The following is a 26,399-nucleotide window of genomic DNA, read 5'->3' as shown; positions in this document are numbered from 1 at the left end:
GCCCGCCTGCGTTGCTTTTACCAGTGTACTCGACTAAGACAACTGCTTGATCAGAGGGCAAATTCGACCGCCCGCACCGCTCCGCCACGAAAACTCATGCATCGCCGAACCCTGATCATTGCCGAGGCTGGCGTCAACCATAACGGTGATTGCGCCCGCGCGCTCGCGCTGGTGGAAGCCGCCGGGCGCGCGGGGGCCGATGTGGTCAAGTTTCAATCGTTCCGCGCAGAGCGGCTGGCAACCGAGCAGGCGGCAAAAGCGAGCTACCAGCGAGCTACCACCGGGAGCGAGGAGTCGCAGCTTGAGATGTTGCGCGCACTCGAACTCAGCGATGAGGACGAAGAGCGCATTGCGGGCGCCTGCGTCGCCGCCAATATCACCTACATGTCGACGCCGTTCGATGCCGACAGCGCAACACATCTCGTCCGGCGAATCGGCGTTACCACGTTGAAAGTTGGATCTGGCGATCTGACGAACGCGCCGCTGCTGTTGCATCTTGCCCGTTTCCGGCTGCCCATCATTCTGTCGACCGGCATGGCGACGCTTACGGAAGTGGAGCAGGCACTCGGAGTTATCGCGTTCGGCTATCTCCGCGAGGCCAGCGCGCGACCGACGCCGGCCGACTTCGCGAACGTCCTGCTCGATCGCGACGCCTGGACGGAGCTGCGCAGCAAGGTCACCCTCCTGCATTGCACGACCGAGTATCCGGCCGATCCGCATTCAATCAATCTGCGCGCGATGGCGACGCTGCGCGACGCGTTCGGACTTCCTGTCGGGTTCTCGGATCACAGCCGCGGCATTCATATCTCGGCGGCCGCCGTGGCGCTTGGCGCGGCCGTCGTCGAAAAGCATATGACGCTCGACCGTAACCTGCCCGGACCCGATCACCGCGCTTCAATCGAGCCGGACGAAATGGCGGCGATGGTGTCAGCGATCCGCGATATCGAGGCATCGCTCGGCGACGGGCGCAAGATTCCGGCGCCGGAAGAGTTGCCAAATCGAGCGGTGGCGCGCAGGAGCCTTGTCGCGATTCGTCCCATTCGCAGCGGCGAGCGCTTCTCGGAGGAGAATCTCGGCGTCAAACGGCCGGGGACCGGAATCCCACCGATTGAATACTGGATGTATCTGGGCAAAACGGCGTCGCGCGACTACGCGGTGGATGAGGCCCTGGAACCATGAGCCTCATTGTGCTCTGTGCTGGTGGTCATGCCCGCGTTGTCATAGAGGCATTGCTCAGTCGCGGCATACGTCCCGTCGGCGTGACCGATCGCAACGCGACGCGCGTCGGCGAGCTTGTCGGCGGAATTCCGATCATTGGTCCGGACGAAGAAGTTCTGAAAGTGGCCGCCGCTTCGGTCGAGCTCGCCAATGGACTTGGAAACCGAGCCTCGCGTTCGGATTCGGGGCTGTCGGGCCGGCGCGATCTGTTTGGCCATTTCGCCGCACTAGGGTACAGGTTTCCTGTGATCTCGCATGCCTCTGCGGTGATCGCGTCGGATGTAACGCTCGGGGACGGAGTGCAGGTGATGGCTGGTGCCGTCATCCAGCCGGCCGCTCGCATCGGCCGGAACGTGCTAATCAACACCCGCGCCGTGGTGGAGCACGATTGCTGGGTTGGCGATCACGCGCATGTTGCGCCTGGCGCCGTGCTGTGCGGCGGCGTTTCCGTCGGGGAAGGCGCCCATATCGGTGCCGGGGCGGTGGTTCTGGGCGGCGTTAGCGTGGGGGCGGGCTCCGTCGTGGCGGCGGGCGGGGTGGTCGCGAAGGACGTCGCGGCCGGATCTTTTGCCGGTGCCAACCGGGGTTAATTCGTCATGAAGGAAGTGTTCGTCGTCACGGAAGACACGCCCCTGATCGAGACGCTGCGGCGAATCGACCAGGGTCATCTGCAGCTCGCTGTCGTTGTGCGAGACGAAAAGATCGTCGGAACCGTGACGGACGGCGATGTGCGCCGCGCGCTGCTTGGCGGCGTCGGGCTTGACGCTTCGGTCGATCTCGTCATGAACCGCTCGCCGATCACCGCGCCGGTCGGAATAACCAATGCGGCTGCGCTGAACCTGATGCGCAAGCATTCCATCCACCAGCTGCCGATCGTCGACTTGGAAGGAAGGGTGGTCGAGGTCAAGCTGATCGACGACCTGGCTCTAACCCCGCAATCCGAGCACTGGGTGGTGCTGATGGCGGGCGGCATCGGTTCTCGGCTCAAGCCGCTGACCGACGATCTTCCGAAGCCCCTCATTCGCGTCGGCGACAAGCCGATCCTAGAGACGGTGCTCGGCGGCTTCGTCAAGGCGGGATTCGGCAGGTTCTTCATCTCGGTCAATTACAAAGCGGAGATGATCCGGGAATATTTCGGCGACGGCTCGGCATGGGGCGTCGAGATCAACTATCTGCAGGAGAACGACCGTCTCGGCACTGCTGGGGCGCTTTCGCTCCTGCCCGAACGGCCGAAACAGCCGTTTTTCGTCATGAACGGTGATTTGCTGACGACGGTGAATTTCGAGCAGATGCTGAATTATCATCGCGAGCATCAGGCGTTCTCCACTATCTGCGTTCGCGAGCATTCGGTCACCGTGCCGTTCGGGGTGATTGATTTCGACGAAAATCGCCTGCTCGGAATTCGCGAGAAGCCGACCAAGAAATTCTTCGTCAATGCCGGCGTCTATCTGCTCGATCCCGGCGTGCTGGACTATGTTGCCGCCAACGAGGCGATAGATATGCCGACCCTGATCGGGCGGACCATTGCAGATAGCAAGCGGTCTGTGGTGTTCCCGCTGCGGGAATACTGGATCGATGTCGGCCGGCTCGACGACCTGCAGCGCGCTTCCGACGAATTCCAGAGGATCTTCGGGTGAGCAAGGAACGTTCACTGCGCGAAATGATGTCGCTTGACGGGCGCGTGGCGCTCATTACCGGCGGAGCGGGTCATATCGGCCGCGCGATCGCGAGCGGCCTGGCCGAACTCGATGCAAGCGTCGCGATCGTCGATATTGCGGCGTCCGCCGGCGAAGAAGTCGCGACCATGCTCGGCGAAAGCTGGCCGGTGAAGACCGCGATGTTTGCGTGCGACTTCGAACAACCTGAGGCCGTGAAGGACCTGCCGCGGCGCGTGCGGGAGAAATTCGGGCGGATCGATATCATCGTCAATTGCGCCGCCTTCGTCGGCACCAGCGGTCTTGAAGGGTGGGCCGTCCCCTTCGAGCAGCAATCTCCCGCGACCTGGCGGCGCGCGCTCGAGGTCAACCTGACTGCGCCGTTCATTCTGATTCAGGCCGCCGCGGAAGACCTGGCCCAGTCGGGACGGGGCAGCGTGATCAATATCTCCTCGATTTACGGCCTCGCGGGCCCGGACTGGCGGCTCTATGAGGGAACCGGCCTCGGCAATCCGGCGGCCTATGCGGCCAGCAAGGGCGGGCTGATCCAGATGACACGATGGCTGGCCACCACCATGGCCCCGCGGGTCCGTGTCAATGCGGTGGCGCCCGGAGGCGTGTTCAGGGCCACACCGGAGCCGTTTTTGAGCCGTTATGTGGCCCGGACGCCGCTTGCGCGCATGGCCCGGGAAGACGATATGAAGGGCGCTGTGGCCTATCTGGCGAGCGACCTGTCGGCCTATGTGACCGGCCAGTGCATTGCGGTCGACGGGGGCTGGACCGCGTGGTAAGCCCGCACCAATTCACCCAATCGCGAGAATCCTCGAAATGTTGAGCTGTAGCAAGTGCTTGTTGCCGGAGACGGCGGAAGCGACGTCGTTTGATGAGTCCGGCACGTGCAGCGTTTGCCGCCAGATCGAGGTCCGCGATACCCAGATCGACTGGGACGACCGCTATAAGCAGCTGCTCGAGCTCGTCGGGCAGTACCGCGACAAGGGCCTCTATGATTGCATCGTGCCGTACTCCGGCGGCAAGGACAGCGTGTTCCAGCTCTGGTACGTGGTGCGCAAGCTCGGCCTGAAGCCGCTTGTGGTGCGCTTCGACCATTGGTTCTATCGACCGCTGATCGAGGAGAACAACACCAAGGTCTTCAAGCAGCTCGGCGTCGACGTCCTGAACTTCACACCGAACTGGCACGTCGTGCGCGAACTGATGCTCGAGTCGCTCAAGCGCCGTGGCGACTTCTGCTGGCACTGTCACACCGGCATCTACGCCCACACCATGCAGATCGCCCTCCGCTACGAGACCCCGCTGTTGATCTGGGGCGAGAGTCTCGCGGAGTATCAGTCGTTCTATTCCTACGACGAGATGGAAGAGGTCGACGAGAAGCGTTTCAACCGCGCCATGAACCTCGGCATCACCGCCGATGACATGTACGAGTTCCTCGGCGGTCGAATTTCCAAACGCGACCTCTATCCGTTCGTTTATCCGCCGCGCAAGGAACTGATGCGCATCAAGTGCCGTTCGATTTGCCTCGGCAGCTACATCAAATGGGACACCAAGAAGCACGTCGAGATCATCAAGAACGAGCTTGGCTGGAAGGGGCAGGAGGTCGAGGGCATTCCGCCCGAGTACGACTATGAAAAGGTCGAGTGCTTCTTTCAGGGCGTGCGCGACTATCTCAAATACATCAAGCGCGGCATGGGCCGGACCAATCACCTCGCCAATATAGACATCCGCAACAAGCGCATGACCCGCGAACAGGGCGAGGCGCTGGTGCGCGAATATGATGGCAAGCGACCGCCGAGCCTCGATCTGTTCCTGGATTATCTGCAGCTGAGCGAGGACCAGTTCCTCGGCATCGCGATGAGGCATGAGGTCAGCCCGTGGCAGTTCTCGCCCAATCAGGTCGAGGCTGGCCGGCGCATGCCCGACATGGACAAGTGGGACCACACGCAGGTGTCGTGGCCGAACCATCCAGGCGTGGAGATCGGCGGCAAGGGCTAATCGAGTCGTGAAAGGCGGGCGGACCATGGCGCCCGGGGAGCAGGGTGATGTCAGATGTTGCGATCGTCGATTATGGCATCAACAACGTGCGGTCGGTCCGCAACGTGGTCGAGTATTGCGGTTACAACCCCATTGTGACCCATGATGCGGATGCCATTGCGGACGCTTCGCACGTTATCCTTCCCGGGGTCGGTGCTTTCGGCGATGCCATGAACAACATCCGTTCGCGTGGCCTCAATGAGGTGCTCGAACGCCATGTCCGGGAGAAGGGCAAACCTTTTTTGGCCGTGTGCCTCGGCATGCAGCTCTTGGCCAGGACGTCGGAAGAGCACGCGGAGGACGGCTTGCCGCATTGCGGGCTCGGCTGGTTTGAGGCGGATGTCGTCCGGCTGATGCCGAACGATCCGGCTTTGAAGATCCCGCATATGGGCTGGAACATGGTGGCAAAGGAGCGCAGCCATCCCATTCTCGCCAATATCCGCGACAGCAACCTCGCGTTCTATTTCGTGCACAGCTTTGCAATGCGCTGCAACGATTCGGACGATGTGGTCGGATATGCGCAATACGGCCAGCCGGTGACGGCGATCATCGCCCGGGAGAATATTGTTGCCACCCAGTTTCATCCGGAAAAAAGCCAGGACAGCGGGATCGAGCTGATGAGCAACTTCCTGCGCTGGAATCCCTGAAGACGCGCCATGCTGAAGAAGCGACTGATACCGAAATTCCTCCTCCGCGACGGCAGGCTCGTCAAGTATGTCAGGTTCTTCGAGAACGAGCGCGCGGCCGGAAACCCCGTGACGACGGCCAAGGTCTACAACGACTACGGCGTCGACGAGCTCATCGTGCTCGACATCGTGCCGAGCGCCGCTTCGCGAGGCCGAGTCGTCGAGATCATCGAGCGGATGTCGGAAGAGATTTTCATGCCGTTCACAGTCGGCGGCGGGGTCAAGACGCTGGAAGACGTCAACATGCTGCTGCGTGCCGGCGCCGACAAGGTGTCGGTCAATTCGGAAGCGGTGCGGCGGCCTGAATTCCTGCGCGAGGCGGCACGGACCTTCGGCGACCAGTGCATGACGGTATCGATCGACTACAAGCGAATAAGTCCCAATCATGCCAGCGTGTTCATCGACGGCGGGCGCCAGCACGTTGCGCTCGATCCCATCGAATGGGCTCTTCGCTGCGAGGACCTGCACTGCGGGGAGGTCTTGCTCGGATCGATCGATCGCGACGGTACCATGACCGGCTACGATCTCGACATGATCCACAAGGCGGCCAATGTGCTGAGCGTGCCCTTGATCGTGTCGGGCGGCTGCGGTTCACTGCAGCATGCGATTGACGCGCTGGAGGCCGGCGCATCCGCGGTGGCGATCTCGTCGATGTTCCTGTTTACCGATCACAGCCCGATCAAGCTGCGCAGCCATCTCTTCTCGCGCGGTCTCGACGTGCGGGCCAGTACCAGCAGCAGGAACTAGCATCGTGCAGCTCTCGCTAGATCGCCGCGACCTTTCGCTCTATGTGCGCAAGCAGTTCGAGAACCTGTTTCCGGACGGGGCCGACCTTGCCGACCTACCTAAGTTCGTCGAGCTTGCGCTTGGCCGGATCGAGTATTGCTTCTCGCGCGTCAGGCTGAAGGGATTCTTTGCCGACGGTCGGGCGCGATTTTCGCACTGGCACTCCGACCAGTACGCGATCTTTCTCTACTATCTTGCCAATAGCGCATTCCGGGAGCGGCCCGGCCATCCGATCGCCGACAAGGCCTACGCGCTCAACAAGGCACTGCACGCGCTGGATGCGTTCTACGAGGTCGAACTGCCGGATGTATTCGCGGTCCAGCATCCGGTCGGCACGGTGCTCGGCCGGGGCAGGTATTCGGACTACTTCATCTGCTATCATAACTGCACTGTCGGCGCGAACCTCGACAACGACTATCCCTCGTTCGGCCGCGGTGTCGTCATGTATGGCGGCAGCCGGGTGATCGGAAAAACGTCGGTCGGCGACAACAGCTTCGTGTCGACGGGCGCGATCATCATCGACGGCGGGGCGCTTGAAGCCGACAGCATCCTGCACGGCATCTATCCGAATGCGGGTCGCTCGCGTACCGCCCGCAACGTGGTGCGCGATATCTTCGGCGTTTGAAAACCCTCAGGTCAGCCGCTTGAAGCCGGAATGCGCGACCGGGCCGCGCAGCAGCTGCTTGACCGCCTTCTGGTCGATGGCGGTCCGCAGGTCGCGAAAGACCGCATTCACCGCTTCCAGATAACGGTCGACATGGGCATCGGTGTGCGCCCACATCGCATAGAACGAGCCGGTGGCGAAGATGCCGCGGTCGAGCATCATCTGCGTGAACAGGGTGCGCACTTCCTGCGCTTCCGGCACATCAAAGGCGAAATGCCCGAGCGGCGAGATGCCGGACACATGAACGGGCAAGCCGGCCTCGCGCGCGGCTTCGGCCCAGCCCTGCTGCACGCGCGCGCCGATCCGCATGAGGTGCCTGGAGACGTTCAGTTCGCGGTGCTTGCGCAACGTCGCCAGCGCCGCGACCGGGCCGACGCGTTCGGTCCAGGCGGTCGAGCTGATGAAGGTCTCCTGGGCGGCGTCCATTACCGAGGCCCGCCCGAGAATCGCCGCCATCGGAAATCCGTTGGCGATGGCTTTGGCAAATACCGCGACGTCGGGATTGACGCCGTAGGCGAGGTGCGCTCCGGCCGAGTTGATGCGAAAGCCCGATGTCACCTCGTCAAAGATCAGCACGGCGCCGCAGCGGTCCGCGAGCGCGCGAATTCCCTTGATGAATTCGGGGGTCGGCTCGCTGCTGCGCACCGGCTCCATCACGATCGCAGCCAGCCGATCGCCGTTCGCGGCGACAATGGCCTCGATCTCGTCGAGCCGGTTATAGTGGAACGGATGCATCAACCCGGCAAGCCCGCGCGGCACACCCTTGGTGTCGAGGCCCGGCAGCAAATGACCATCCAGTGCAGTGGTCTCGCCGAGATTGGCACTGAGATACCAGTCGTGCCAGCCGTGATAGCCGCAGAACGCCAGCATGTCGCGGCCCGTCGCGGCGCGTGCGATCCGGATCCCGATCGCCATCGCCTCGCCCCCGGCGCGGCCGAAACGGACCATGTCTGCCCACGGGTGCAATTCGATCAGGAGTTCCGCAAGCTCGATGTCTTCCGCGGGATTCAGGGTGCACATCGAGCCCAAATCGATCGCTGTCTTCACCGCGGCATTGACGTCGGGATCGGCAAAGCCAAGCACAGTGGCGCCGATGCCGCAGTAGCTCATGTCGAGATAGGTCCGCCCGTCGAGGTCGACGACTTCTGCGCCTCTTGCGGACTTGAAGTAGGTCGGCCACTGCTCCGGCAAGAACATTTCCGGCCGTTTTGACAACAGTTGCGTGCCGCCGGGCATGAGTTGGCGTGCGCGCCGATAGCGGATCTGACCAGTGCTCAACATCCTCTGTCTCCGACCGAATTTCTACGTCGGTAACCGAAGCACCATGAGCGTGCAAGGCCTCTATTACGAGGCGCAGACCGAGGCGGTTGCAGGCAACGAACGGCTGACTGCACCCTGTTTCGTCAACCTGGCTGGAACGCCCTAGCATCGGGGGCATGCGGGTGCCACGGATCGACGCGAATTTGCCTGAGGCCCCCAATAACCATTGTATTCTTGCCCTTTTCTCTGTAGTTGGGCCGCGATAGGTGAATAGTTGATCAAAAGAGGCGCTATCGGAAAAGGACCGGCGTTCGGGACCTGGCAGGGCTCGAACGGGTTCGTTTACCGTATCTTTCCGCAGGCTATCCGCGACAGCGATGCAATGAGCGTGGCGAGACCGGGGAGATTGAACTACCGCTAGCAGATGCGTGGTTCACGGCAATTGTTGAGAGACCAAGATGACTTCGAACAGGACTGACGGATCCGATCCAATCGAGCTCAGTATTGTCATTCCGGTCTTCAACGAGAAGGATAATATCCAGGCGCTGATCGACGAAATCAACAGTGTTGGCAGCAAGGACGGCTGGAAGTACGAAATCATCGTCGTTGACGATGGATCAACCGATGGCAGCGCACAGGCGGCGGGTTCGAAGCCGAACGTCACGGTCATTCGGTTCCGGCGAAATTTCGGGCAGACTGCGGCGTTCGATGCCGGATTTCACGCAGCTCGATACAAGTACATCGTTACGATGGATGGCGATGGCCAGAATGATCCAAACGACATCCCCAATCTGATTGCGCATCTGAATGCCAACGATCTCGATGTCGTCAGCGGCTGGCGGGTCGATCGTCAGGACACGGTTTCCAAGCACGTGATATCTCGTGGCGCAAATCTGCTGCGCAAGATCTTCCTGAACGACAGTATTCATGACAGCGGATGCTCGTTGAAGATTTACCGGCGCGAATGCTTCGACAGTGTCCGGCTCTATGGCGAGATGCATCGGTTCGTTCCTGCTCTCCTTGAAATGCGCGGATTCTCGATCGGGGAAATAGCCGTCAATCACCGGCCACGCCGAAGTGGAAAGACGAAATACAATGCGGTTAGAACCATCAAGGGGCTGGCTGATATCGTGCTGCTGTGGTTCTGGCGCACCTACTCGGTGAGGCCGATCCATTTGCTCGGTGGCATCGGCGTTCTGTTTTTTCTCATCTCGGCATTCTTCGGCATACGCACGCTTTACTTGTTTGTCGCCGATCAGAAATTGTCGAGTACGCTGGAGCCGCTCTTGACCGTCTTCAGTTTCATTGCCGGCCTTCTGTTTCTTTCGCTTGGCATTCTTACCGATATTCTCATCAAGATTTACTATGCGATCGTGCCGGAACCTTACTACTCGGTGTGGGAGGTCATCCGAAACGGCACTACAGAACGGGGTAAGGAGCATCTCGAGGGCTTCGAGCGAAGGGGGCATGGGTCCCGGCCGAACGCCGATTGATTGAGCGCTGGTTTTCCGATGATCTGCTCTTTGACTAGCTCATGCTGAAACAGGTTGGCATCAGCGCATTTCCCCTTTCGAAGGGGCACGACACGGGACGCGGGCTTGAGCGGGTGATCGCGGAGCTTGTCTCGGGTCTGGAGACTTTGGGGCAGCCCTACGCCTTCCATGAGCGGAGCATTCTCCGCAACGAGGTGGTTGCCGTCTTGCACAGCGCGAAATTCCTGTGGGACTTGCGCGGGCATCACCACGATGTCTGGTTTGGCGTATATCCTGTGGCCGGAATTTTTCCGATCCTCAGCGGGAAACGCCCGGTCGTTACGGGAGTGTACGATCTCATCCCGTTCTTTGCGCCGGGATACGACAACTGGCTCAAATATTTCATCAAGCGGCGCTGCATCGAATTCGCCTGCCGACACAGCGACGGCCTCATCGTGCCGTTTTCCTCCACGGCCGAACAGATCGTAAGTATGTTTGGGGTTCCGCCCGATCGAATTCGGGTGATCCCACTCGGGATCGATCACAAGCGTTTCTGGTTTGACTCGACGATTCATAAGCGCAGGTCGCGGATCGGATTCCTGGGTGAAGCAAAGCGGGCAAAGGGGCTTGATACCGCGATCCTGGCTTTCGCCGAGGTCGCAAAGCAGGATCCGGACGCATTTCTCGTCATAGCAAGCGGCGGGAACGAAATCGAAGAGATGAAGGAACTCGCCAGCAAGACTATTCCGGCAGGGCGCTATGAGTTTGTCGGTTTCGTGCCGGAGGACGGGATGAGACAGTTCTATTCCGAGCTGGACCTGTTTCTGTTTCCCTCACGGTACGGGTTCGGGATGAGCGCCGTCGAAGCCATGGCATGCGGAACGCCCGCCATCGCCGGGCGCACTCTCGATTCGACGGATTTTTTCACCCATGAACTGTCCCTGGTCGATCCGAATTCGCCGGCCGAACTGTCGAAGCGCATAATGCTCCTTCTGGCCGACCGTCAGCGCTATGACGAGTTGCGCAAATGGGCGCTGGCGAGCGTCCAGTCCCTGTCATGGACCGCGATGGCGGAGAAGTACCTGGAGTTCTGGAAAGAGATCCAGGCGCGGTACGCGTCGGGGGTTCGCTCTTCGAGTCCTGAATGAGATCGCGTTGCTAGCGCGTGTCGGCGGGCGTTCGCGCCTACCGGCAATCGTCTCGGAGCGGATCGTTGTTCCGGTTCACCGGCAGCGAAGACAGGCATCGTGAAGAAACGGGCATTGTGAACCGCGCAGGCAGCACGCTTGCCGCAGGCCGGCGAGACGCGTATTGTTTTTTGCAACCGTAGGATTGTTTCACCATTGTCGGCCGCAGTTTCAGTGCCACCCCGGGGCCCGTTGCGTGGCGCCATCAGGATTCTGGTGACGTTGGGACTCCTGGCGGCAACGCTCTTGTCGGTTGTCACGTACTTTTCGGCGCTGTCCCAATACTCGACGGCTGACCAGACTTCGACGGCGAAGCGCCTGGAAGCGTTTCTGACGAATGTGAAGTCGATCCAGTTGAGCGAAGGCTCCCTGATCTCGGATCTTGTTGTGGCAGTTCCGGGTCGATGGCTGAACGCGGCGCTCGGCCATTTCTACCAACTCAACGATCCGATCATCGGCGACGTTCATTACACGGCAATTCTGCCGTTTGCGGCAATCCAGGTCGTCGTGGCGTTGGCGGTCATCGCGTATCTGGCCGTGCTCATCGTCAGGCTCGCGTCTTTGAGCCGGGGGCGGCTGAACGCGTTTCTCCTGACCCTGCTGGTGGTGATGAATTTCCCGATGCTCAAGGGCATCGCGAAGGTCCTCAAATACGATATTCTATCTACGCTCTTCGCTGCGATCGCCATCCTTCACTATATCGGATATCGCGCTCTGGGACGGAACGGCGTGGGCGTCGTCGCGGTGTTCTGCGGTCTCGCCTATCTCGAGAAGGATACGTCGCTTTCGATCACGCTCCTGATCTGCTGGATCGAGCTGCTGCTGATACCGCTCTTCGTGCCGGCTGTGTGGGCCGCCGTCTACACTGCGGTGCGGTTTGCGGTCACCTTCACGGCGATCTTTCTGGTCACGTGCTGCCTGCTCGTGCCGAAAATCTGGCTGAACCCGCGCCAGATGTTTTCGATATTTGACAGCGTGCCGCTGTATTTGGTCAACATCCAGCCCTCGCTCGCCGTGTTGCTGGTCGCGGTACTCCTGCTGGCCTATCTTGGATTGCCGGAGTTGCGGAGACGGTGGCCCGCTCTCGTGCCGCTGAAGGCGTCGGCTTTGGCGGTCACGACATTCTTTACGATCGTCTCGCTGGCGGTCGTCGCGCTTGGCGCGTCCGCGATATTGTTCCAGTCCAACATTCTCTTTGATCCGACGATTGCAGGCAACGACATCGACGTCGAAGCGTTGCGAGCGAAATCGATCTATGTGGCGAGGCCGATCGCCTACAGCGCGATCACGACGATGGACCATAGCGCCTTGCTTCAGCATCTGAAGATGTTCTGGAGCATGGTACGCGCGATTTTCTATACGCTGCCGGAGATCACCTTGTCGATGATCGTCGGAGCCGCGCCATTGTTTCTGGTGGTTGTGCGAAAAAGCCCGTCGCTGCGTGCCGCCCATGCAGCGCCGCTTTTCTTGCTGCTGCTGTTCCCGGTCGCACTGCTGGCCGTGTTCAGCCTCGCCGACCTGCCGTTCGAGCCGAAATATCTCGTTCTGGTAAGTCTCATGCTGACGATTTACGGCGTCTATCCCGTTCTGCTTTGGCTCGACCACGTCAGGCCTTCGGTTGCGGCGGCGGTCCAGGCGACGATCGCGGCGTTGATGGTGCTGGTCGCGCTGTCGGCCGCGCCGTCGTACCTGAGGTACAAGAATATCCTGCGGGATCGCGCGCAGGAGAATGCCGCGCCGCTCGACATGAATCACTATATCTGGTGGACGTGGCCGGGATGGGGCGAAACCGCATATCCGATAAGTCGGTATATCGAAAGGAACGCCGCGGGCCCGGTTACCGTGGCATTCGATTACTGGGCACCGTTCTACACCGCGCCAGGGCAAACCTGGGTCGCCGCCGACTTCAGCAAATGCCGCTCGATGGATGATCTGAAGCAGCGCCTGCAGGAACTGAAGACGCAGTCCGTGGACTTCATGATCGTGAGCAAGAACATGAGCAACAGGCAGTGGTGCCTCAACGGAATCTTGCGTCGAATGCGCGACAAAGCCGTGTTCGTCGATACCCAGCAGGGGATTGAATACGGCTGGTTGTTCAGCTTCGCCGATGTCGTTGAGGCGTTTCGCCGCTAAAGTGCGTTGAGATTGATTAGATCATCGTCGCGCTTTGGGTTTTTGCTTGAGCGTGGTCCTTTCGGAAAACCGGTGCCGACTTTTCCGGATCACGCTCTGGCTCCGCGGGCGAGGGAGAGGTCGAAGCGTCGCTGAAGACCGAACCAATCAAAATTGCATGGTCCCTGACGAGAATCAAGGGCAGGCCTCCGGACCGAAAGTGGGGCCAGGTTGAGCTCCAGCGGCAGCTTGTTTTCATCGCCGAATACCTTTCGCGGCGCATGCGCGGCGCAATGCACGTTCCCCGCCAACGGGCTGACCCTTCGTTGTCGAGGCCCCGAAGGATCTTAGACCTGTCCCGAAAGGGGGAGGCGCTGAGATTCGGCTGGTTCGACGAGAGGCAGCTGCAGGGCCAAGGAATCCTGCGATTCGGTCAGAAGAGGGGTGTCGCCGAATGCGACCGGCGGCTCGGGCTTTCGTCACCATGATTCGGCTAAAATTGGCCCGAGCCCCCTCGATTTTCACCGCAAATTATGTTCTTAAGCCCTGTCTCCGGCCGATCCGGTGCATCGTAACGTCTTGTTTCCCAAAACGACGGGCCACGATATGTTCGTAAAGAAATGCCGCATGTGCGGGGGCGAGCGTCTTTCTCTCTTCCTTGATCTGGGAGAAATGCCGCCCGCCGATCAGTTCCTGCACAAGGAGCAGTTGGGTCAGCATCGAGACTCGTATCCGCTTCAGGTGGCGGTCTGCGAGGACTGCGGGTTGATCCAGCTCAACTATGTCGTTCCGCCGGAAATTCTCTATTGCGATGATTATCCCTATGAATCATCGACCACCTCAGCCGGCCGCCGGCACTGGGGCGAATTTGCGCAAACGACGTCGCGCTTGCTCCATCTGACCGCGAACGATCTCGTGGTCGACATCGGCAGCAACGTCGGAGTCCTCCTGCAGATGTTCAAAGAGCAGGGGACGAAGGTTCTTGGCGTTGATCCTGCCGCCAATATCGCGGAGATAGCCAACAAGAACGGGATCGAGACCATTGCCGCGTTCTTCAACAGCACAACGGCCCGACAGATTGTCGCGAGCAAGGGGCAGGCAACGGTCATAACGGGCACCAACGTGTTCGCCCATGTCGGCGATCTGCACGATTTGATGGGCGCGGTCACCACGCTCCTCGCCGAGCGCGGCACCTTCATCATTGAAGCGCCGTATTTTCTCGAGCTACTGCATAGCCTGGAATACGACACGATCTATCACGAGCACCTGTCCTATCTGTCGCTCAAGCCTCTTGTGGGGTTTTTCAGGCAGTTCGGCATGGAAATCTTCGATGCGCAGCTTCGCGACATCCATGGCGGATCGATCCGCTTGTTTGTGCGCCGGATCGGAACGTCGGCCGATCCTGTCGCTCCGATCGTCGACCAAATGCTTGCAAATGAAGAACGGGAGCGGATTCACGAACTGGATACTCTCAAGCAGTTCGCGCAAAACGTGGCCAACAATCGCAAGGCGCTTCGCGAGTTGCTGATCAGTCTGAAAAAGAGCGGCAACAGGATTGTGGCAGTGAGCGCGCCGGCGAAGGGAATGACGCTGCTGAATTATTGCGGCTTGGGAACCGAGTTCCTCGACTTCGTTACGGAAAAATCGAAGCTGAAGATCGGACGCTACACGCCGGGGATGCGTATTGAAGTCGTTCCGGACGATATGTTACTAACGCACCAGCCCGACTATGCGCTTCTTCTTGCATGGAATTTTGCGGAAGAAATAATGAACAACCTGAAGGAATTCTCGGACCGGGGAGGCAAGTTCATCATCCCCATTCCGACGCCGCGGATCGTCGGCTGACACCACCCAGACGCTCCTGCCCGGCGCTTCTGTAGTTTCTGTTTTTGGGCAGTAGGGGTTACGAGATGGATGTGACGAAAGTTCCGATCGCGTTTCAGGATCAACGCGGGGAAATCATCGATGTGCTCAAGGAAGGGCATATCGAATACGTAACGATCATCCGCAGCCGCAAAGGCGCGGTTCGCGCCAACCATTATCACAAGGAAACCTACCAGTACCTTTATGTGCTGGACGGAAAGCTTCGTGTGGTTTCGCAAATGCCGGGCAAAGAGCCGACGGAAGTGATCTTGGTCCCCAACGATTTGATCCTCAATGTTCCCCATGAACGGCACGCGTTTGAAGCTCTCGAAGACACGACGTTTCTCGTGCTGACGCGCGGTCCGCGCGGCGGCGAGGATTACGAGACCGATACGTTTCGCCTTGATCAGCCCTTGATAGTGCCGAGGTCGTAGTGGAACCGGGGTCGTTTATCCCGGTTTCCGAGCCCCTGATCGGCGACAATACGCTGCCGCTGGTGAAGGAGTGTGTCGAAACGGGTTGGGTTTCCTCGGAGGGACGTTTCATCCCCGAATTCGAGGGAAAATGGTCGCAATACTGCGGCGCGGCGCATGGCGTTGCTGTGAGCAATGGAACCACAGCGCTCCAGGTAGCCATGAAGGCGTTGAACCTCGAGCCCGGCTCCGAGGTCATCATTCCCTCCTACACAATCATTTCGTGCGCCATTGCTGTGCTCGAAGCCGACTGCGTGCCGGTGCTGGTGGATTGCGATCCCGAGACCTGGTGCATGGATCCCGACCAGGTGGAGGCCGCGATTACCTCCCGGACGCGAGCGATCATGCCGGTCCACATGTTCGGTCATCCGGTCGATATGCGGCGCATCCTCAAGATCGCAGCCCGGCACGATCTGCGCATCGTTGAGGATGCTGCCGAAGCCCACGGTGCGGAAGTCGAAGGCCGCCGTGTCGGCGGACTCGGCGACATGGCCTGTTTCAGCTTTTACGCGAACAAGATCATCACGACCGGCGAAGGCGGGATGGTTGTCACCAGCAACGACGACTACGCCGACCGGTTACGATCCTTGCGCAATCTTTGTTTCCGTCCGGAGCGGCGGTTCTATCATACGGAAATCGGCCACAACTATCGCCTGACGAATCTCCAGGCTGCGGTCGGAGTGGCGCAGGTCAATCGTGTCGACGATCATATCCGGCGTAAACGCCAGATGGCCAAGGCCTATCACGAGCGGCTCTCGGAGCTGCCGCAAATCGCGCTGCCGGTGGAGCGGGATTGGGCCAAGAACGTATACTGGATGTACTGCCTCGTGCTTGCGGATGACGTTCCCTTCGACGCCGTGGAGTTTGCCAAACGCCTGCGCGCGAAGGGGATTGACACGCGGCCGCTGTTTCTCGGCATGCACGAGCAGCCCGTTCTGCGCGAACGGGGGCTGTTTGCCGGAAGCAGCTATCCTGTGACCGAGCGGCTTGCGCGCCGCGGCCTCTATGTGCCTTCGGGTCTCACCTTGACAGAGATGCAGATCGATCGCGTTTGCGCAGCGGTCAGGGATGTCATTTCATGACCGGGGTTTTCAACGACTCGTATGCGGCGGCCTATGACACGGTCTATGCCGAAAAGGACTATGCCGCCGAATGCGAGGCGATGGGAAAGCTGATCGCCAAATTCGGGCGCGGCGAGATTCGGAAGCTCCTGGACCTCGGCTGCGGAACCGGTAAGCATGCCGTCATATTCGCCAGGAGCGGATTTGACGTGACCGGTGTCGACCGCTCCGAACCAATGGTGGCGCGTGCGCGAGAACGCGCAAGGCAGCAAAAGCTTGAAGCCAATCCGGGATTTCAGTGCGGCGATATCAGGAACTTCTCGGCCGAACAGCCGTTCGACGCAGCGCTGATGAACTTCAACGTCATCGGCTATCTATCGAGCAATGATGACGTTCTGAACGCGTTCGGCTCTGCGCGAAGGAATTTGCGCCGCGACGGCCTGCTGATTGCCGATTTCTGGTATGGGCCCGCGGTGGTCGCTGACCCCCCCGGAGAAAATACGCGGGAGTTCGAAAGCGAGGACGTGCGGCTCGTTCGATCCTCGTCGGGCCGCCATTTACCCGACAGCCAGTGCTGTGAAATGTCGATCAAGGTGACGCGTTTGAAGGGCGATCGGGTGATCGATGAGGCGGTGGAGACGCATCGGGTCAGATATTTCTTTCCGCTGGAGCTCGAGCTCATGCTTCGAATCAGCGGATTCCGTCTGACGGCGCTGACGGGTTTTCCGGATATCGACGCTCCCGCGAGCGCCCGTAAATGGGCTGCCGCCATGGTCGCGACGGCGGTCTGAATCCTCCCGATGCAGATGGGCGGCCTTCGCATCCTCACCTCGTTCCATTTGTCGAGCAGGCTCGTTTCGGAAGAAGCGGCGTCCGGTCTCCAGCATGCTCAGCTGGTTTGCGGACCGGGCTCCTTGGTCGCCGCCAGCAGGTACATCACTGCGGCCATGTTCAGGAAGGTATAGTCCTCGAGTTTTTCAAACGGCCAGAGGCGTCGGGCGAATTCAGCTCCGGCACGCCAGTGAAGAACGCGGTTCACCTTTATGGTCAAGCCGTTTTCCTCCAGCATGCGCGCGACGTTCGAGCGCGTGACCGTAAACTGACTCCACTCCAGCGGATCTTTCGCAGCCTTGAAGAAGTTTACCGGGTTCCAGACAATCGGTTCGCAGACCACGACTACGCCGCCGGGGTTCAGGTGGTCGCGAATCGATTCAATCGACGCTCGCGCGTCCTCGAAGTGATGCATCGCGCCGCTGCAGAAGATCGCATCGAAGGTCTTGTCGGTGGCAATGTTCTCCGCCGCCGAGACGACATACTCGACGTCGAATTTTCCAAGCCGGATTTTCGCCTTCTCGAGCATCCGCGGCGAGATGTCCGATAGGGTGTAGCGGATGTTGCGATGGGCGTTGGTTTCGAGGAAATGGAAGGCATGAATGCCTGTCCCCCCGCCAAGCTCCATGATGTCGTATCGGCCGAGCGACGGCAGGTTGTCGAACATCACTTTCGAGATTTGGTCGATCTTGTAGAGGTGGTTCGAATTCTCGCGATTGTATGTTTCGTCGAAATGATCGGCGATGGATTCGTAGTGCTGAAGATTGTCTTCCCGTGCGGACATTATCCGGCGCCCCTCTGAGACAGGCCTGATTGGAACTTTCCTTCTAACTTGCCACGCCGCCCGCGAATTCACAACTGATCGCGGGCCCTGCGGAGATGCGTCTGCGCGGGCGGTTTACTCGCGCCGCCGGTAGAGTTCGAAGGTCCGGTCTCCCACGGTGAAAGTCGCGGTCAGTCGGAAGTGCATCGCCACCACGTCGCCGAATGGAATGCCGTCGCGCACCGTGCGGCCGAGCGGATCGCCGTAGCTCTGGCGGCGCTCGATCAGAAGGGTGCTATATCCCTGGGTCAGGGCGCGACGCATGCTGCCCTCGCTCCAAAATCCCGCTTCCCAGACCACGGAGTCTATCTTGTCACGATCGTCTTTCGTCAAACCGGGTCTTGGTTCGCGGAAGTTCAGCGGAAGATACAATGACCGCGGCTCGATGACACCTCCGGCCAGCCAGACCGCCTGCGCCGCCTCGACGCGATCGCACAGGACCAGGACCCGGCCCGTAGGCGGGAGCCGTGGCCGCAGCTCGGTCGAAAGCTGCGTCGCGGCTGCTCTGACATTGTCGGACTCCGGACGCAGCAGGGTTGGAAAGGACGGAGAGATCTGCATCGCCACAGCCGTGATGCACAGGTAGCCGAACGCTGCGTACATCGGACGCGGACTACGCGTCAGCCTGAAAATTTCGCCGAGCAGGCTGGCCACGCTCAGGGCCCCCACCGGCAGGAAATAGTTCGTGTACGGAATGATGCAGTTGAGGCAGTAGGACAGCGACAGGAGATAATGAAGTATGGTGGTGATCCAGAAATAAGCCAGGATCAGGTCGATCGGCTTCACCCGACGTTCGCTGCTCTCGCGCCAAACGGAAAAAATCCGAAGCGCGATCGTCACTAGGGTGACGCTTGCCACGGCGAAGTAAGGCTGAAAAAAATAAATATAGAAATACCTAGGAACTTCGCGGAGCGGGAGCACGGGATCCAGCGGTGAAACGGTGAGCGGCAGGATTCCGGAGATCGGTGCGGGCGGTATGCCCACGGCTGCTGCGATCTGCGCCAACCCCGGTACGTCCAGAACGACCTGCAGCAATCCCGGTCCGAACACCCATACCGTGACCACGGACGCCGTGATGAAGGTGAAAAAGGCGACCGCAAGGCACTCGATCCTTCGCCGCGGTTCGATCAGCAGCGCCCAGCCGGCCAGGATCATGACGATCGGCATCATATCGGGTCGGGTGAACAGGAGTGCCCACAGAATGATGCCTGATGCGCCATACGCGATCCGTCGCGATCTCACCGTGAGAAGCACGAGAATGAGCGCCACGGAAAGGCAGCTCACCATCGCGTAGGGCGTGGCTGTCGCGAAATAGGTCATGGTGACGGGGTAGCCGGCGACGAGGACGGTCGCGCCGACGCCGGCGAGGCGCGAACGGCCGAGATGCGCGCCAGTCAGATAAACCAGCACGAGGCATGCGACCGCGAAAAGGATCATCAGCGCCCGGCCGGGGAGGTAGCCGATGCCGAACAGCCACTCGGTCGAACCGACGCTGTAGAACGACAGCGGCATGTAGAATGTCGGATCGATCGTTGAATAGGGCGGGATCTGACCGGTCAGATACCAGTAGCCCTTCATCAGGTACTTGCCCTCGTCCATCCAGGTATCGAGCGTGAGTGCGTTGAAACCGAGTTGGGCGATTGCAAAGAGAAGGCAAGGAGCCAGCATCCAGAGTGCGAAGCGGTCGCTTGCTTTGGCCATGAGATCTTCAGTTCTTGTCCGCATCGGCTCTACGAGCATCGGCAAATCAGCGCGCAGTGGAGGTTGGTGAGTACTTGCTGGCAGGCCAGCACTATGGATTTGATATTCCGTCCGAGGCGGACGGCGCTGCGACTCGAAAGTGCAAACGGCGCCACTCCAGTAGACTTCCAACGATCGCGAGCATGCCATTGACCGCTATGATGAGCGCCGAAAGCGCCACCGCATCCACCATTGAAACGTTCTGCATGTGAAGCAGAGCCACCAGCGCGCCTCCCGCGGTCATTTGACCGATCGTAATAGGAATGAGCCCGGCGACGCTCGTCAACCCTGCGACCCAGCACCAATCGTAAAAGTCCATGTTGACCCCGATTCCGACCGCCAAGACCATGAACGTCAGAACGTTGACGATGTGCACCAGCGCGCCGACCAGTACCCCCGCCATGACCCGCCACGGGTTGCTGACCGCTGCGTGCCATTGTTCAATCGCCCTGCGCAATTCCCTTGCGATCGCGGACGAATAGGCGGGTGCCCTGCTCTCGAACCATGTTGCAATACGTTCAGCATGGAAGAAGAAGGCATCATGGCGCAGTGCGACCAGTATGGCGACCAGCAGCATCAGTCCGATCAGCGCTATTTGCTGGAGCTTCTGTGGATAGTGGCTCGAGGACATCGCGAACCCGAGCACCGAAACGGTGAGGAGTCCGATGAAGGAAGTCAACCGGTCCGTGAACACCGATACCGTCGCGCCGCTGACATTGCCGGATTCACGGGAGATCAGGTAGATCTTTGCGGCTTCTCCGCTGGCCTGACCCAGAAAGAAAAAGCTGTAGAATTGGCCGATCAGCGCCGCCTTGAAAAGCTCCGCTACCCCGATCGCCGGTATGACGAAGCGCCATTTGATGGCAGTCAAGCCGACAGCGATCATGGACAGGACAAAGGCCCCCGCGACTTCGCTGAAACTAGACCGAAGAATGACGGCGTAAATTTCCCGAATGCCGCTGAGCCAAACAACTACCCCTATGATGGCCGGGACGATCACTAGCTTCAGGAGCGATAGGAGCGGCCTCATTGAGAATCTCTCTGTGCTCCACTCATGCGAACGGACCAGCTTTGCGCGCGACCAAAGCGACGAAACCAATTCGAAAGGGACGGTGATATCGGGCGAGGCGCTTATTGGACGTATCCGCCGTCATTCATCGCTCTCGCTTGTCACGGCACGGACGCGTGCATCATTCAGGAGTTCGAGCATGTCCCGAATTTGCCTTTTGTTGTCAAGCTTTAAGGCTGGAGAGATCCGCTCGTAACGGACCCAGAAAGGCGGGAAAGGGGAACCCCTGTCCGAGCAGCCGGAGCTTGGCCGCTGGCCCGGCCTCCGGGGCGGTGTTCTGACTGCGTTATGTGCAACCGACGAGAGCGACTTGCGGCACCGCGTGACGCATTGCCGGTCGCGTTAAGCTTGCGCTGTTCGCAGGGATTGGAGAATCACCTTGCGGTAGCGCGCAAGCGCGTCCACTTCACCGTATTTCACCGCCAGCTTTGCCGCGCGTTGGCCTTTCTGCGCCGTGCCAGCGCGATCCTGCGCTGCTTGACGGATCGCTTCCGCCAGCCTGACGGGATCTTCGGGAGGCACGGCCCAGCCCACATTGTCTTCTTTCACCACCAGCGCCGCTTCCGAGTCTGATTCCGCCGACACCATGATCGGGCGCCCGACAGCGAGCAGATTGTAAAACCGGCTTGGCACCGAGACGCCCGCGGTGTTGCGGCGGTACGGAATGATCCAGAGATCGGCTGACGAGAGAAAATCAACGAGCTCGCTTTCCGGCACGGGCTCTATCAGCGTGACGTTTTCCAGCCGTTGAGAATTCTGCAGCTCGAGAAGTTCTTTCCAGCCAAGGCCCCAGCCCGACAGAAGAAAGTGAATGTCAGGATCGTGCCTGAGCAGCTGCGCTGCTTCGAAGACAGTTCGGGGGCTGTGGGTAAAGCCAAGATTGCCCGACAGCCCCACCACGAGCTTTTGCTGTTGGTCGCGCCTGAACGGGTTGGCCGGGTCGATCTCGCGATAGCCGCCTGGCAGCAATGTCCAGTTGGGGATGAAATGGATCTTGTCGGGACGAACCCCGGAGTAGCGCAGGAGCAAAGGTCCGACGTCGCGCCCGATGGTGATGATCGCATCCGAGGCGCGGAAAATGAGCCCGTTGGCAAACCTTATGAGCCGTGTGGTGAGCGAGGAGGGCCTGGCCATTCCGGCGGCGATGAGGGCCTCCGGATAAAGATCGTAGATCAGCAGCACAGCCGCGGCGCCGCGGAGCTTTGCCCCAAGAATAGCAAAATAGGGCAGCGTGAACGGGGTCGTGACACAGAACACGACGTCACGCGCAGAGGTGCGAGTCAGCACGGAAAACAGCATTCGTCCTGCAAGGAGAACGATGGAAATCATGCGCTTGACAAGCGCGCCTTTCTCCGGGGTCCAGCTCGGTATCGCGATCACCTCGGGATTGCAGGGACCAGTCGTGCCGGAGTTCGGCGAGGCTGACAAGACAACAACCCTGTTGTCGGCCGCAAGCGCGTTCGCGATAGCACCTATGTAGGTTGCCGTGGTGCTTGGATCCGGAGGAAAGCACTGCGTGGCAATCAGGACCTTCGGTGTCTTGTGCATTTGATGACGTGTTGAGGGCCGGAGCGGCTGTCAGCTGGAAGGAGTCGTATGTTCGCGGAGATACGCCTGATACGCGAGCCTGATTCCCTCCTGCAGCGGGGTTCGCGCGCGCCAGCCGAGCTGGGCGAGGCGGCTGACGTCGAGCAGCTTGCGCGGGGTGCCGTCGGGGCGTGAAGTGTCGAAGGTGATCTCGCCGCGATAGCCGACAACTTCGGCGACGACGCGGGCGAATTCGGCGATGGTGATGTCCTTGCCAGTGCCGATATTGATCAGCTTCTCGTCCGAATAGGTCTTCATCAGGTGCACGCAGGCATCCGCGAGATCATCGACATAGAGGAACTCGCGCCGCGGCGTGCCGGTGCCCCACACCACCGTGCTCGCGGCACCGGACAGCTTCGCCTCGTGGAAACGGCGGATCAGGGCGGCGACCACGTGGCTGTATTCGGGATGATAATTGTCGCCCGGACCAAAGAGGTTGGTCGGCATCACGCTGATGAAATCGGAGCCGTACTGGCTGCGATAGGCTTCGACCATCTTGATACCCGCGATCTTGGCGATCGCGTAGGGCTCGTTGGTGGGCTCGAGCGGTCCGGTCAGCATCGAATCCTCGCGCAACGGCTGCGACGCAAGCTTGGGATAGATGCAGGAGGAGCCCAAGAACATCAGCTTCTCGGCGCCATGCACATGCGCGGCGTGGATCACGTTGCTGGCAATCGCGATGTTGTCGTAGATGAACTCGGCCCGCAAAGTGTTGTTGGCGACGATGCCGCCGACCTTGGCGGCAGCCATGAACACCACTTGCGGACGCACTTTGGCAAACCACTCGAACACCGCCGCCTGGTGGCGCAAATCGATCTCGCCTCGATCGACCGTGAGTAGCCGCACGTCTTCCTGCGCCAGACGGCGCACCAGCGCGCTGCCGACCATGCCGTGGTGGCCGGCGACAAAGACGGTCTTGTTCTTCAGTTCAAACCCGCTTCTTGTCATTTTAGACCGCCTGGCGTGCGCAACATCGCTCGCAATCATTTCCCTGATGAGCTGTCGAAAAGTCGTCTAACGCATCTTGCTTCTTTCGTCGCGACTTCTTTTCCAGTGTGAATCGGTTGTCAAGCGAACTCCCGGGCAGGCAACTCCCTTGAGCAGGGCACTGATTACCTCGGCATGGCCGCTTTGGTGTCAACAGCCGGGAGTCGACCGAACCCACTGTTCAGAGGCTGGTGGATCGACTCGCCTAGGGCAGTTTCAACGCTTCCCGCACAAATATTTCGAGGTTTCCTGTCTGAAACAACAGACCCTGAATACCGGCCGCCCGGGCCGCCTCCAGGTCGGTGGGCTGGTCGCCGATCAGGATGCTGTTGGCGGCTGCCACAGGAAAACGTTCCAACAGGTCGGTTATCATTCCGGGTCCCGGCTTGCGCCGTGGGCTCACCCGACGATACCGCTCGACGGCGGCGTCCGGGTGATCGGGACAATGCTCAAAGGCATCAACATGCGCGCCGATGGTGGCCAACTCGTCCGCCATCCACCGGTGCAGGGCGTGGACGTGGCTTTCCTCGTAGAACCCGCGCGCCACGCCGGACTGGTTGGTGATGACGAACGCAAAATATCCGGCATCGTTTACGAGTTTGACCGCCTCGCGCGCACGCTCCATCCACTGGAACTTGCTCGCCTCGAATACGTAGCCGGCGTCGTGGTTGAGAACGCCATCGCGGTCGAAGAAGACGGCCGGGCGAGTCAGTCTTTCCTTCAATTCGAGAGCGGCGCGCGCAAACTCATCGGGGAAGTCGATATCCGTGAAATACCCGTGATACGCGGTTCCTCGCACCGCACCGCTTGCGATCGGCTTCTCAAACACTTGCTCGAGCGAAGCAGGATGACGGGGGATTTTGGCAAGGATTCGCCGGTCAATAACGCAGATGCCGGACACAATGGGACACGTCCTGCCCTGTCCGGGCGCGAGCAACCCCGAAACGATGTCTCCGTCCAGCGAAACCCTTGCATGCCGGTCGTCCTTTGTGGCGGCGAGCAGGGCGGCATGGACGAGGCTGTCGGCCGAACGCGAGATCAGGTCCAGCAGGTTGAAATCGAAGAATGAATTCGCATTGAGGAGCAGAAAACGGCTGTTCAGCAGATTCCAGGCGCGGCCAAGAGCGCCACCGACGCCCACGCATTCCCTCTCGATGGCGACTGACAGCCGCGACCTGCCTCTGACCGTGGCGTGGTAACCGGCTTCGATCAGGCCGGATGTGTCATCTGTGAGAAGGAGTATTTCGTCGAACAGGTCGTAACGCGCAACTTCGTCGATCAGCACGTCCAGAAAAGTGCGCCCCCCGATGTGAAGCCTCAGGCAGCTCGGCTGACACGAGGGCTCGTCACCCCTGAAGTTGCCAATGGATATGACGGATTGCCGCAGCATTGTTTGCGGCTCTTGTTCACCGTCTTGCCGGTAGTTTGTCAAGAATATACCGGCTGCAAAACGACAGAGCGCCCGCCGCGCGGATGCGGGGACGGGCGCTCACGCTTCGTCCGCAGAAGGAGGTTCAGGCCCAGCCGGGCCTGCGCACGCTCAATGAGCTTCCGTCTGAAGCAAACGTCACCAGTGCCGAGATACGCTCTCCGATGCTCGGCTTCGGAAAGGCTGCGCCATATGCGGGATGATGCTGATAATCGACAACTGGCAGGTGATCATACGTATATGGGTTCGTATATGGGTGAAGTGTCATGGTGCCGCCTCCCTCCAATGAACCGCGCTTTTGTTTAAGCGGGAGGCAATCACGTCATCGACATCAATCAATGTCGGAGGTGTCTTCAATCGCGACGGCAGGGGTGATTGCAGACCCAGGTTTTCGGGCGATCGGGGTTCAATCCTGAGTAGATGCAACAGGATGGGGAGGTTTGACGATCCAGTAGGCCCGCCCATTCGTATTCGGATCGGTATTGTCGCTCGCGGAAAAGAAGACTGTGGCGCCGTTCGTTCTTCGATGCGCAAACCGGCCGTGGCCAAATGCCCCAATGTCGCCATTCGAACTGTGTGCGGGCCCCAGACGAGTAGTGTTTTCGAACAGCGCAACGGGTGAGCGATGCGGTTCCTCATCGGTGTCGACGACAGATTCGAACAAGGTCGGCCGCTCGCTGGCGAAGCCAAATCCGTTCGTCCTTGTGAACGGCTTGAGGAGCAAGATCTTCTCGCCCGCAACGTTCGGTCCGGCCGTGAAGTTGGTGTCGGGGTGATAGGAGATCTTCGCCCAAGACACCGCGCCGAAATAGAGCGCTGTCCCGATCAGGGCTGTGGCGATTTTGGCACGTTTGCCCCAAGCAAAGCCAATTCCACGCAGTGAGAACATACCGGACCTCCCGCACCAATACGGCGGAGGAACCTAGACCCGCGGGCGCCGCGAGGAAATGGAGTTCCCGTCAGCGCCCAATGAAGCGCTGACAGTGCCGCAATTTGCGACCGCTTCGCGATCGCATCTAGGTATGATCCGGCCCCGAAGGGCCGCGTTAGCGCAAAACGGGCACCGGTTTTCCACGCGACAAACGCAAAGCGTTTGCGCGCAGATCATGCTCAATCAGGAACCTGGAGCACGATCTGATTGCCTGGTCCCATCTCGCTCCAGGAATCAAGCACCAGGAATCAAGCACCAGGAATCAAGCACCAGGGATCAAGCATATGTGACCGTGGCTCGATCGCGCCGCAGGGGAGCCTAGCTTCGCTCGTCAGCAATCACCTTGCCGTCGTTCGGCAGCGTGCCCGGGGTCACCAGTTCGACATTGCCGCCGAGCTTGGTCACGGTGCGCAATGTGCCTGCGACCTCGGCGCGCAGCGCCACGGTCGCCTCCGCGCATTCCGCCCGTAAGTTCATCGCGTCGGTCTCGCCCTGGCGGGCGACAACCAGGCGCAGCAG

Annotated in this window: 23 protein-coding genes and 1 pseudogene; 15 read left to right on the top strand and 9 right to left on the bottom strand. The window is 60.1% G+C overall.

The features are described from left to right. Positions 1-96: 96 nt before the first annotated feature. From neuB to HY852_RS05565, 8 genes are read left to right on the top strand one after another with little or no spacing between them, the layout of a single operon-like run. Positions 97-1,179: an N-acetylneuraminate synthase gene (gene neuB, locus HY852_RS05600; protein WP_291603261.1), complete on the top strand. Its 1,083-nt coding sequence runs from the start codon at positions 97-99 to the stop codon at positions 1,177-1,179. Next, positions 1,176-1,808 (top strand): acetyltransferase, encoded by a 633-nt coding sequence (locus HY852_RS05595; RefSeq protein ID WP_291603258.1) that lies wholly within the window; start codon positions 1,176-1,178, stop codon positions 1,806-1,808. Before neuB ends, HY852_RS05595 begins: the two co-directional genes overlap by 4 nt. A gap of 6 nt (positions 1,809-1,814) precedes the next feature. Next, positions 1,815-2,855, top strand: a complete 1,041-nt coding sequence (locus HY852_RS05590) for a nucleotidyltransferase family protein (protein ID WP_291603255.1) — start codon at positions 1,815-1,817, stop codon at positions 2,853-2,855. Next, positions 2,852-3,664 carry an SDR family oxidoreductase gene (locus HY852_RS05585; protein ID WP_291603253.1) on the top strand — a complete coding sequence of 271 codons (813 nt, stop codon included), beginning with the start codon at positions 2,852-2,854 and terminating at the stop codon, positions 3,662-3,664. The genes HY852_RS05590 and HY852_RS05585 overlap by 4 nt, the downstream gene beginning before the upstream one ends. Positions 3,665-3,701: 37 nt before the next feature. Next, on the top strand, positions 3,702-4,880 hold the full coding sequence (locus tag HY852_RS05580; RefSeq protein WP_291603251.1) for an N-acetyl sugar amidotransferase: 1,179 nt from the start codon (positions 3,702-3,704) through the stop codon (positions 4,878-4,880). 47 nt (positions 4,881-4,927) lie between these two features. Next, positions 4,928-5,566 carry an imidazole glycerol phosphate synthase subunit HisH gene (gene hisH, locus HY852_RS05575; RefSeq protein WP_291603249.1) on the top strand — a complete coding sequence of 213 codons (639 nt, stop codon included), beginning with the start codon at positions 4,928-4,930 and terminating at the stop codon, positions 5,564-5,566. A gap of 9 nt (positions 5,567-5,575) precedes the next feature. Continuing rightward, positions 5,576-6,352, top strand: coding sequence for an imidazole glycerol phosphate synthase cyclase subunit (locus tag HY852_RS05570; RefSeq protein WP_291603247.1), 777 nt, complete (start codon positions 5,576-5,578; stop codon positions 6,350-6,352). 4 nt (positions 6,353-6,356) lie between these two features. Further along, on the top strand, positions 6,357-7,016 hold the full coding sequence (locus HY852_RS05565; protein WP_291603245.1) for a hypothetical protein: 660 nt from the start codon (positions 6,357-6,359) through the stop codon (positions 7,014-7,016). Positions 7,017-7,022: 6 nt separating this feature from the next. On the opposite strand, the gene HY852_RS05560 is transcribed toward HY852_RS05565, so the two are convergent. After that, a complete protein-coding gene (locus HY852_RS05560) occupies positions 7,023-8,336 on the bottom strand; it encodes an aminotransferase class III-fold pyridoxal phosphate-dependent enzyme (RefSeq protein ID WP_291603243.1) in 1,314 nt (437 codons plus the stop codon). 437 nt (positions 8,337-8,773) lie between these two features. Here HY852_RS05560 and HY852_RS05555 point away from each other — a divergent pair, with 437 nt between their 5' ends. The 7 genes from HY852_RS05555 (at position 8,774) to HY852_RS05525 (ending at position 17,274) form a co-directional block, all read left to right on the top strand. Next, positions 8,774-9,808: a glycosyltransferase family 2 protein gene (locus HY852_RS05555; RefSeq protein ID WP_291603241.1), complete on the top strand. Its 1,035-nt coding sequence runs from the start codon at positions 8,774-8,776 to the stop codon at positions 9,806-9,808. Between the two features lie 41 nt (positions 9,809-9,849). Beyond that, entirely contained in the window at positions 9,850-10,935 is a 1,086-nt protein-coding gene (locus tag HY852_RS05550) for a glycosyltransferase family 1 protein (protein WP_291603239.1), read from the top strand. Between the two features lie 255 nt (positions 10,936-11,190). Further along, entirely contained in the window at positions 11,191-13,107 is a 1,917-nt protein-coding gene (locus HY852_RS05545; protein ID WP_291603237.1) for a hypothetical protein, read from the top strand. Between the two features lie 585 nt (positions 13,108-13,692). Then, on the top strand, positions 13,693-14,931 hold the full coding sequence (locus HY852_RS05540) for a class I SAM-dependent methyltransferase (RefSeq protein WP_291603235.1): 1,239 nt from the start codon (positions 13,693-13,695) through the stop codon (positions 14,929-14,931). A gap of 65 nt (positions 14,932-14,996) precedes the next feature. After that, on the top strand, positions 14,997-15,383 hold the full coding sequence (locus tag HY852_RS05535; RefSeq protein WP_291603233.1) for a cupin domain-containing protein: 387 nt from the start codon (positions 14,997-14,999) through the stop codon (positions 15,381-15,383). Continuing rightward, on the top strand, positions 15,383-16,504 hold the full coding sequence (locus HY852_RS05530) for a DegT/DnrJ/EryC1/StrS aminotransferase family protein (RefSeq protein ID WP_291603231.1): 1,122 nt from the start codon (positions 15,383-15,385) through the stop codon (positions 16,502-16,504). Before HY852_RS05535 ends, HY852_RS05530 begins: the two co-directional genes overlap by 1 nt. Continuing rightward, positions 16,501-17,274: a class I SAM-dependent methyltransferase gene (locus HY852_RS05525; protein WP_291603228.1), complete on the top strand. Its 774-nt coding sequence runs from the start codon at positions 16,501-16,503 to the stop codon at positions 17,272-17,274. The genes HY852_RS05530 and HY852_RS05525 overlap by 4 nt, the downstream gene beginning before the upstream one ends. A gap of 98 nt (positions 17,275-17,372) precedes the next feature. Here HY852_RS05525 and HY852_RS05520 read toward each other — a convergent pair whose 3' ends face one another. The 8 genes and pseudogenes from HY852_RS05520 to HY852_RS05485 all read right to left on the bottom strand — a co-directional run. Continuing rightward, a complete protein-coding gene (locus HY852_RS05520) occupies positions 17,373-18,098 on the bottom strand; it encodes a class I SAM-dependent methyltransferase (RefSeq protein WP_291603521.1) in 726 nt (241 codons plus the stop codon). A 114-nt stretch (positions 18,099-18,212) separates the two neighbouring features. Beyond that, positions 18,213-19,838, bottom strand: a complete 1,626-nt coding sequence (locus HY852_RS05515) for a hypothetical protein (RefSeq protein ID WP_291603227.1) — start codon at positions 19,836-19,838, stop codon at positions 18,213-18,215. A 91-nt stretch (positions 19,839-19,929) separates the two neighbouring features. Beyond that, on the bottom strand, positions 19,930-20,877 hold the full coding sequence (locus HY852_RS05510; protein ID WP_291603225.1) for a lysylphosphatidylglycerol synthase transmembrane domain-containing protein: 948 nt from the start codon (positions 20,875-20,877) through the stop codon (positions 19,930-19,932). Positions 20,878-21,288: 411 nt separating this feature from the next. Beyond that, on the bottom strand, positions 21,289-22,494 hold the full coding sequence (locus tag HY852_RS05505; protein ID WP_291603224.1) for a glycosyltransferase family 4 protein: 1,206 nt from the start codon (positions 22,492-22,494) through the stop codon (positions 21,289-21,291). Between the two features lie 30 nt (positions 22,495-22,524). Next, positions 22,525-23,481, bottom strand: coding sequence for a GDP-L-fucose synthase (locus HY852_RS05500; protein WP_291603222.1), 957 nt, complete (start codon positions 23,479-23,481; stop codon positions 22,525-22,527). A 244-nt stretch (positions 23,482-23,725) separates the two neighbouring features. After that, positions 23,726-24,910, bottom strand: a complete 1,185-nt coding sequence (locus HY852_RS05495; RefSeq protein WP_291603220.1) for an HAD-IIIA family hydrolase — start codon at positions 24,908-24,910, stop codon at positions 23,726-23,728. A gap of 445 nt (positions 24,911-25,355) precedes the next feature. Then, positions 25,356-25,838, bottom strand: coding sequence for a hypothetical protein (locus HY852_RS05490; protein WP_291603218.1), 483 nt, complete (start codon positions 25,836-25,838; stop codon positions 25,356-25,358). A 360-nt stretch (positions 25,839-26,198) separates the two neighbouring features. Then, positions 26,199-26,399, bottom strand: a pseudogene (locus tag HY852_RS05485) (phenylacetate--CoA ligase family protein); the annotation flags it as partial.

It is taken from the genome of Bradyrhizobium sp., from assembly GCF_016213215.1.
GTDB lineage: Bacteria > Pseudomonadota > Alphaproteobacteria > Rhizobiales > Xanthobacteraceae > Bradyrhizobium.
The sequence above is the reverse complement of the archived record's forward strand: the minus strand, read 5'-3'. Positions and strand labels throughout refer to the sequence as shown.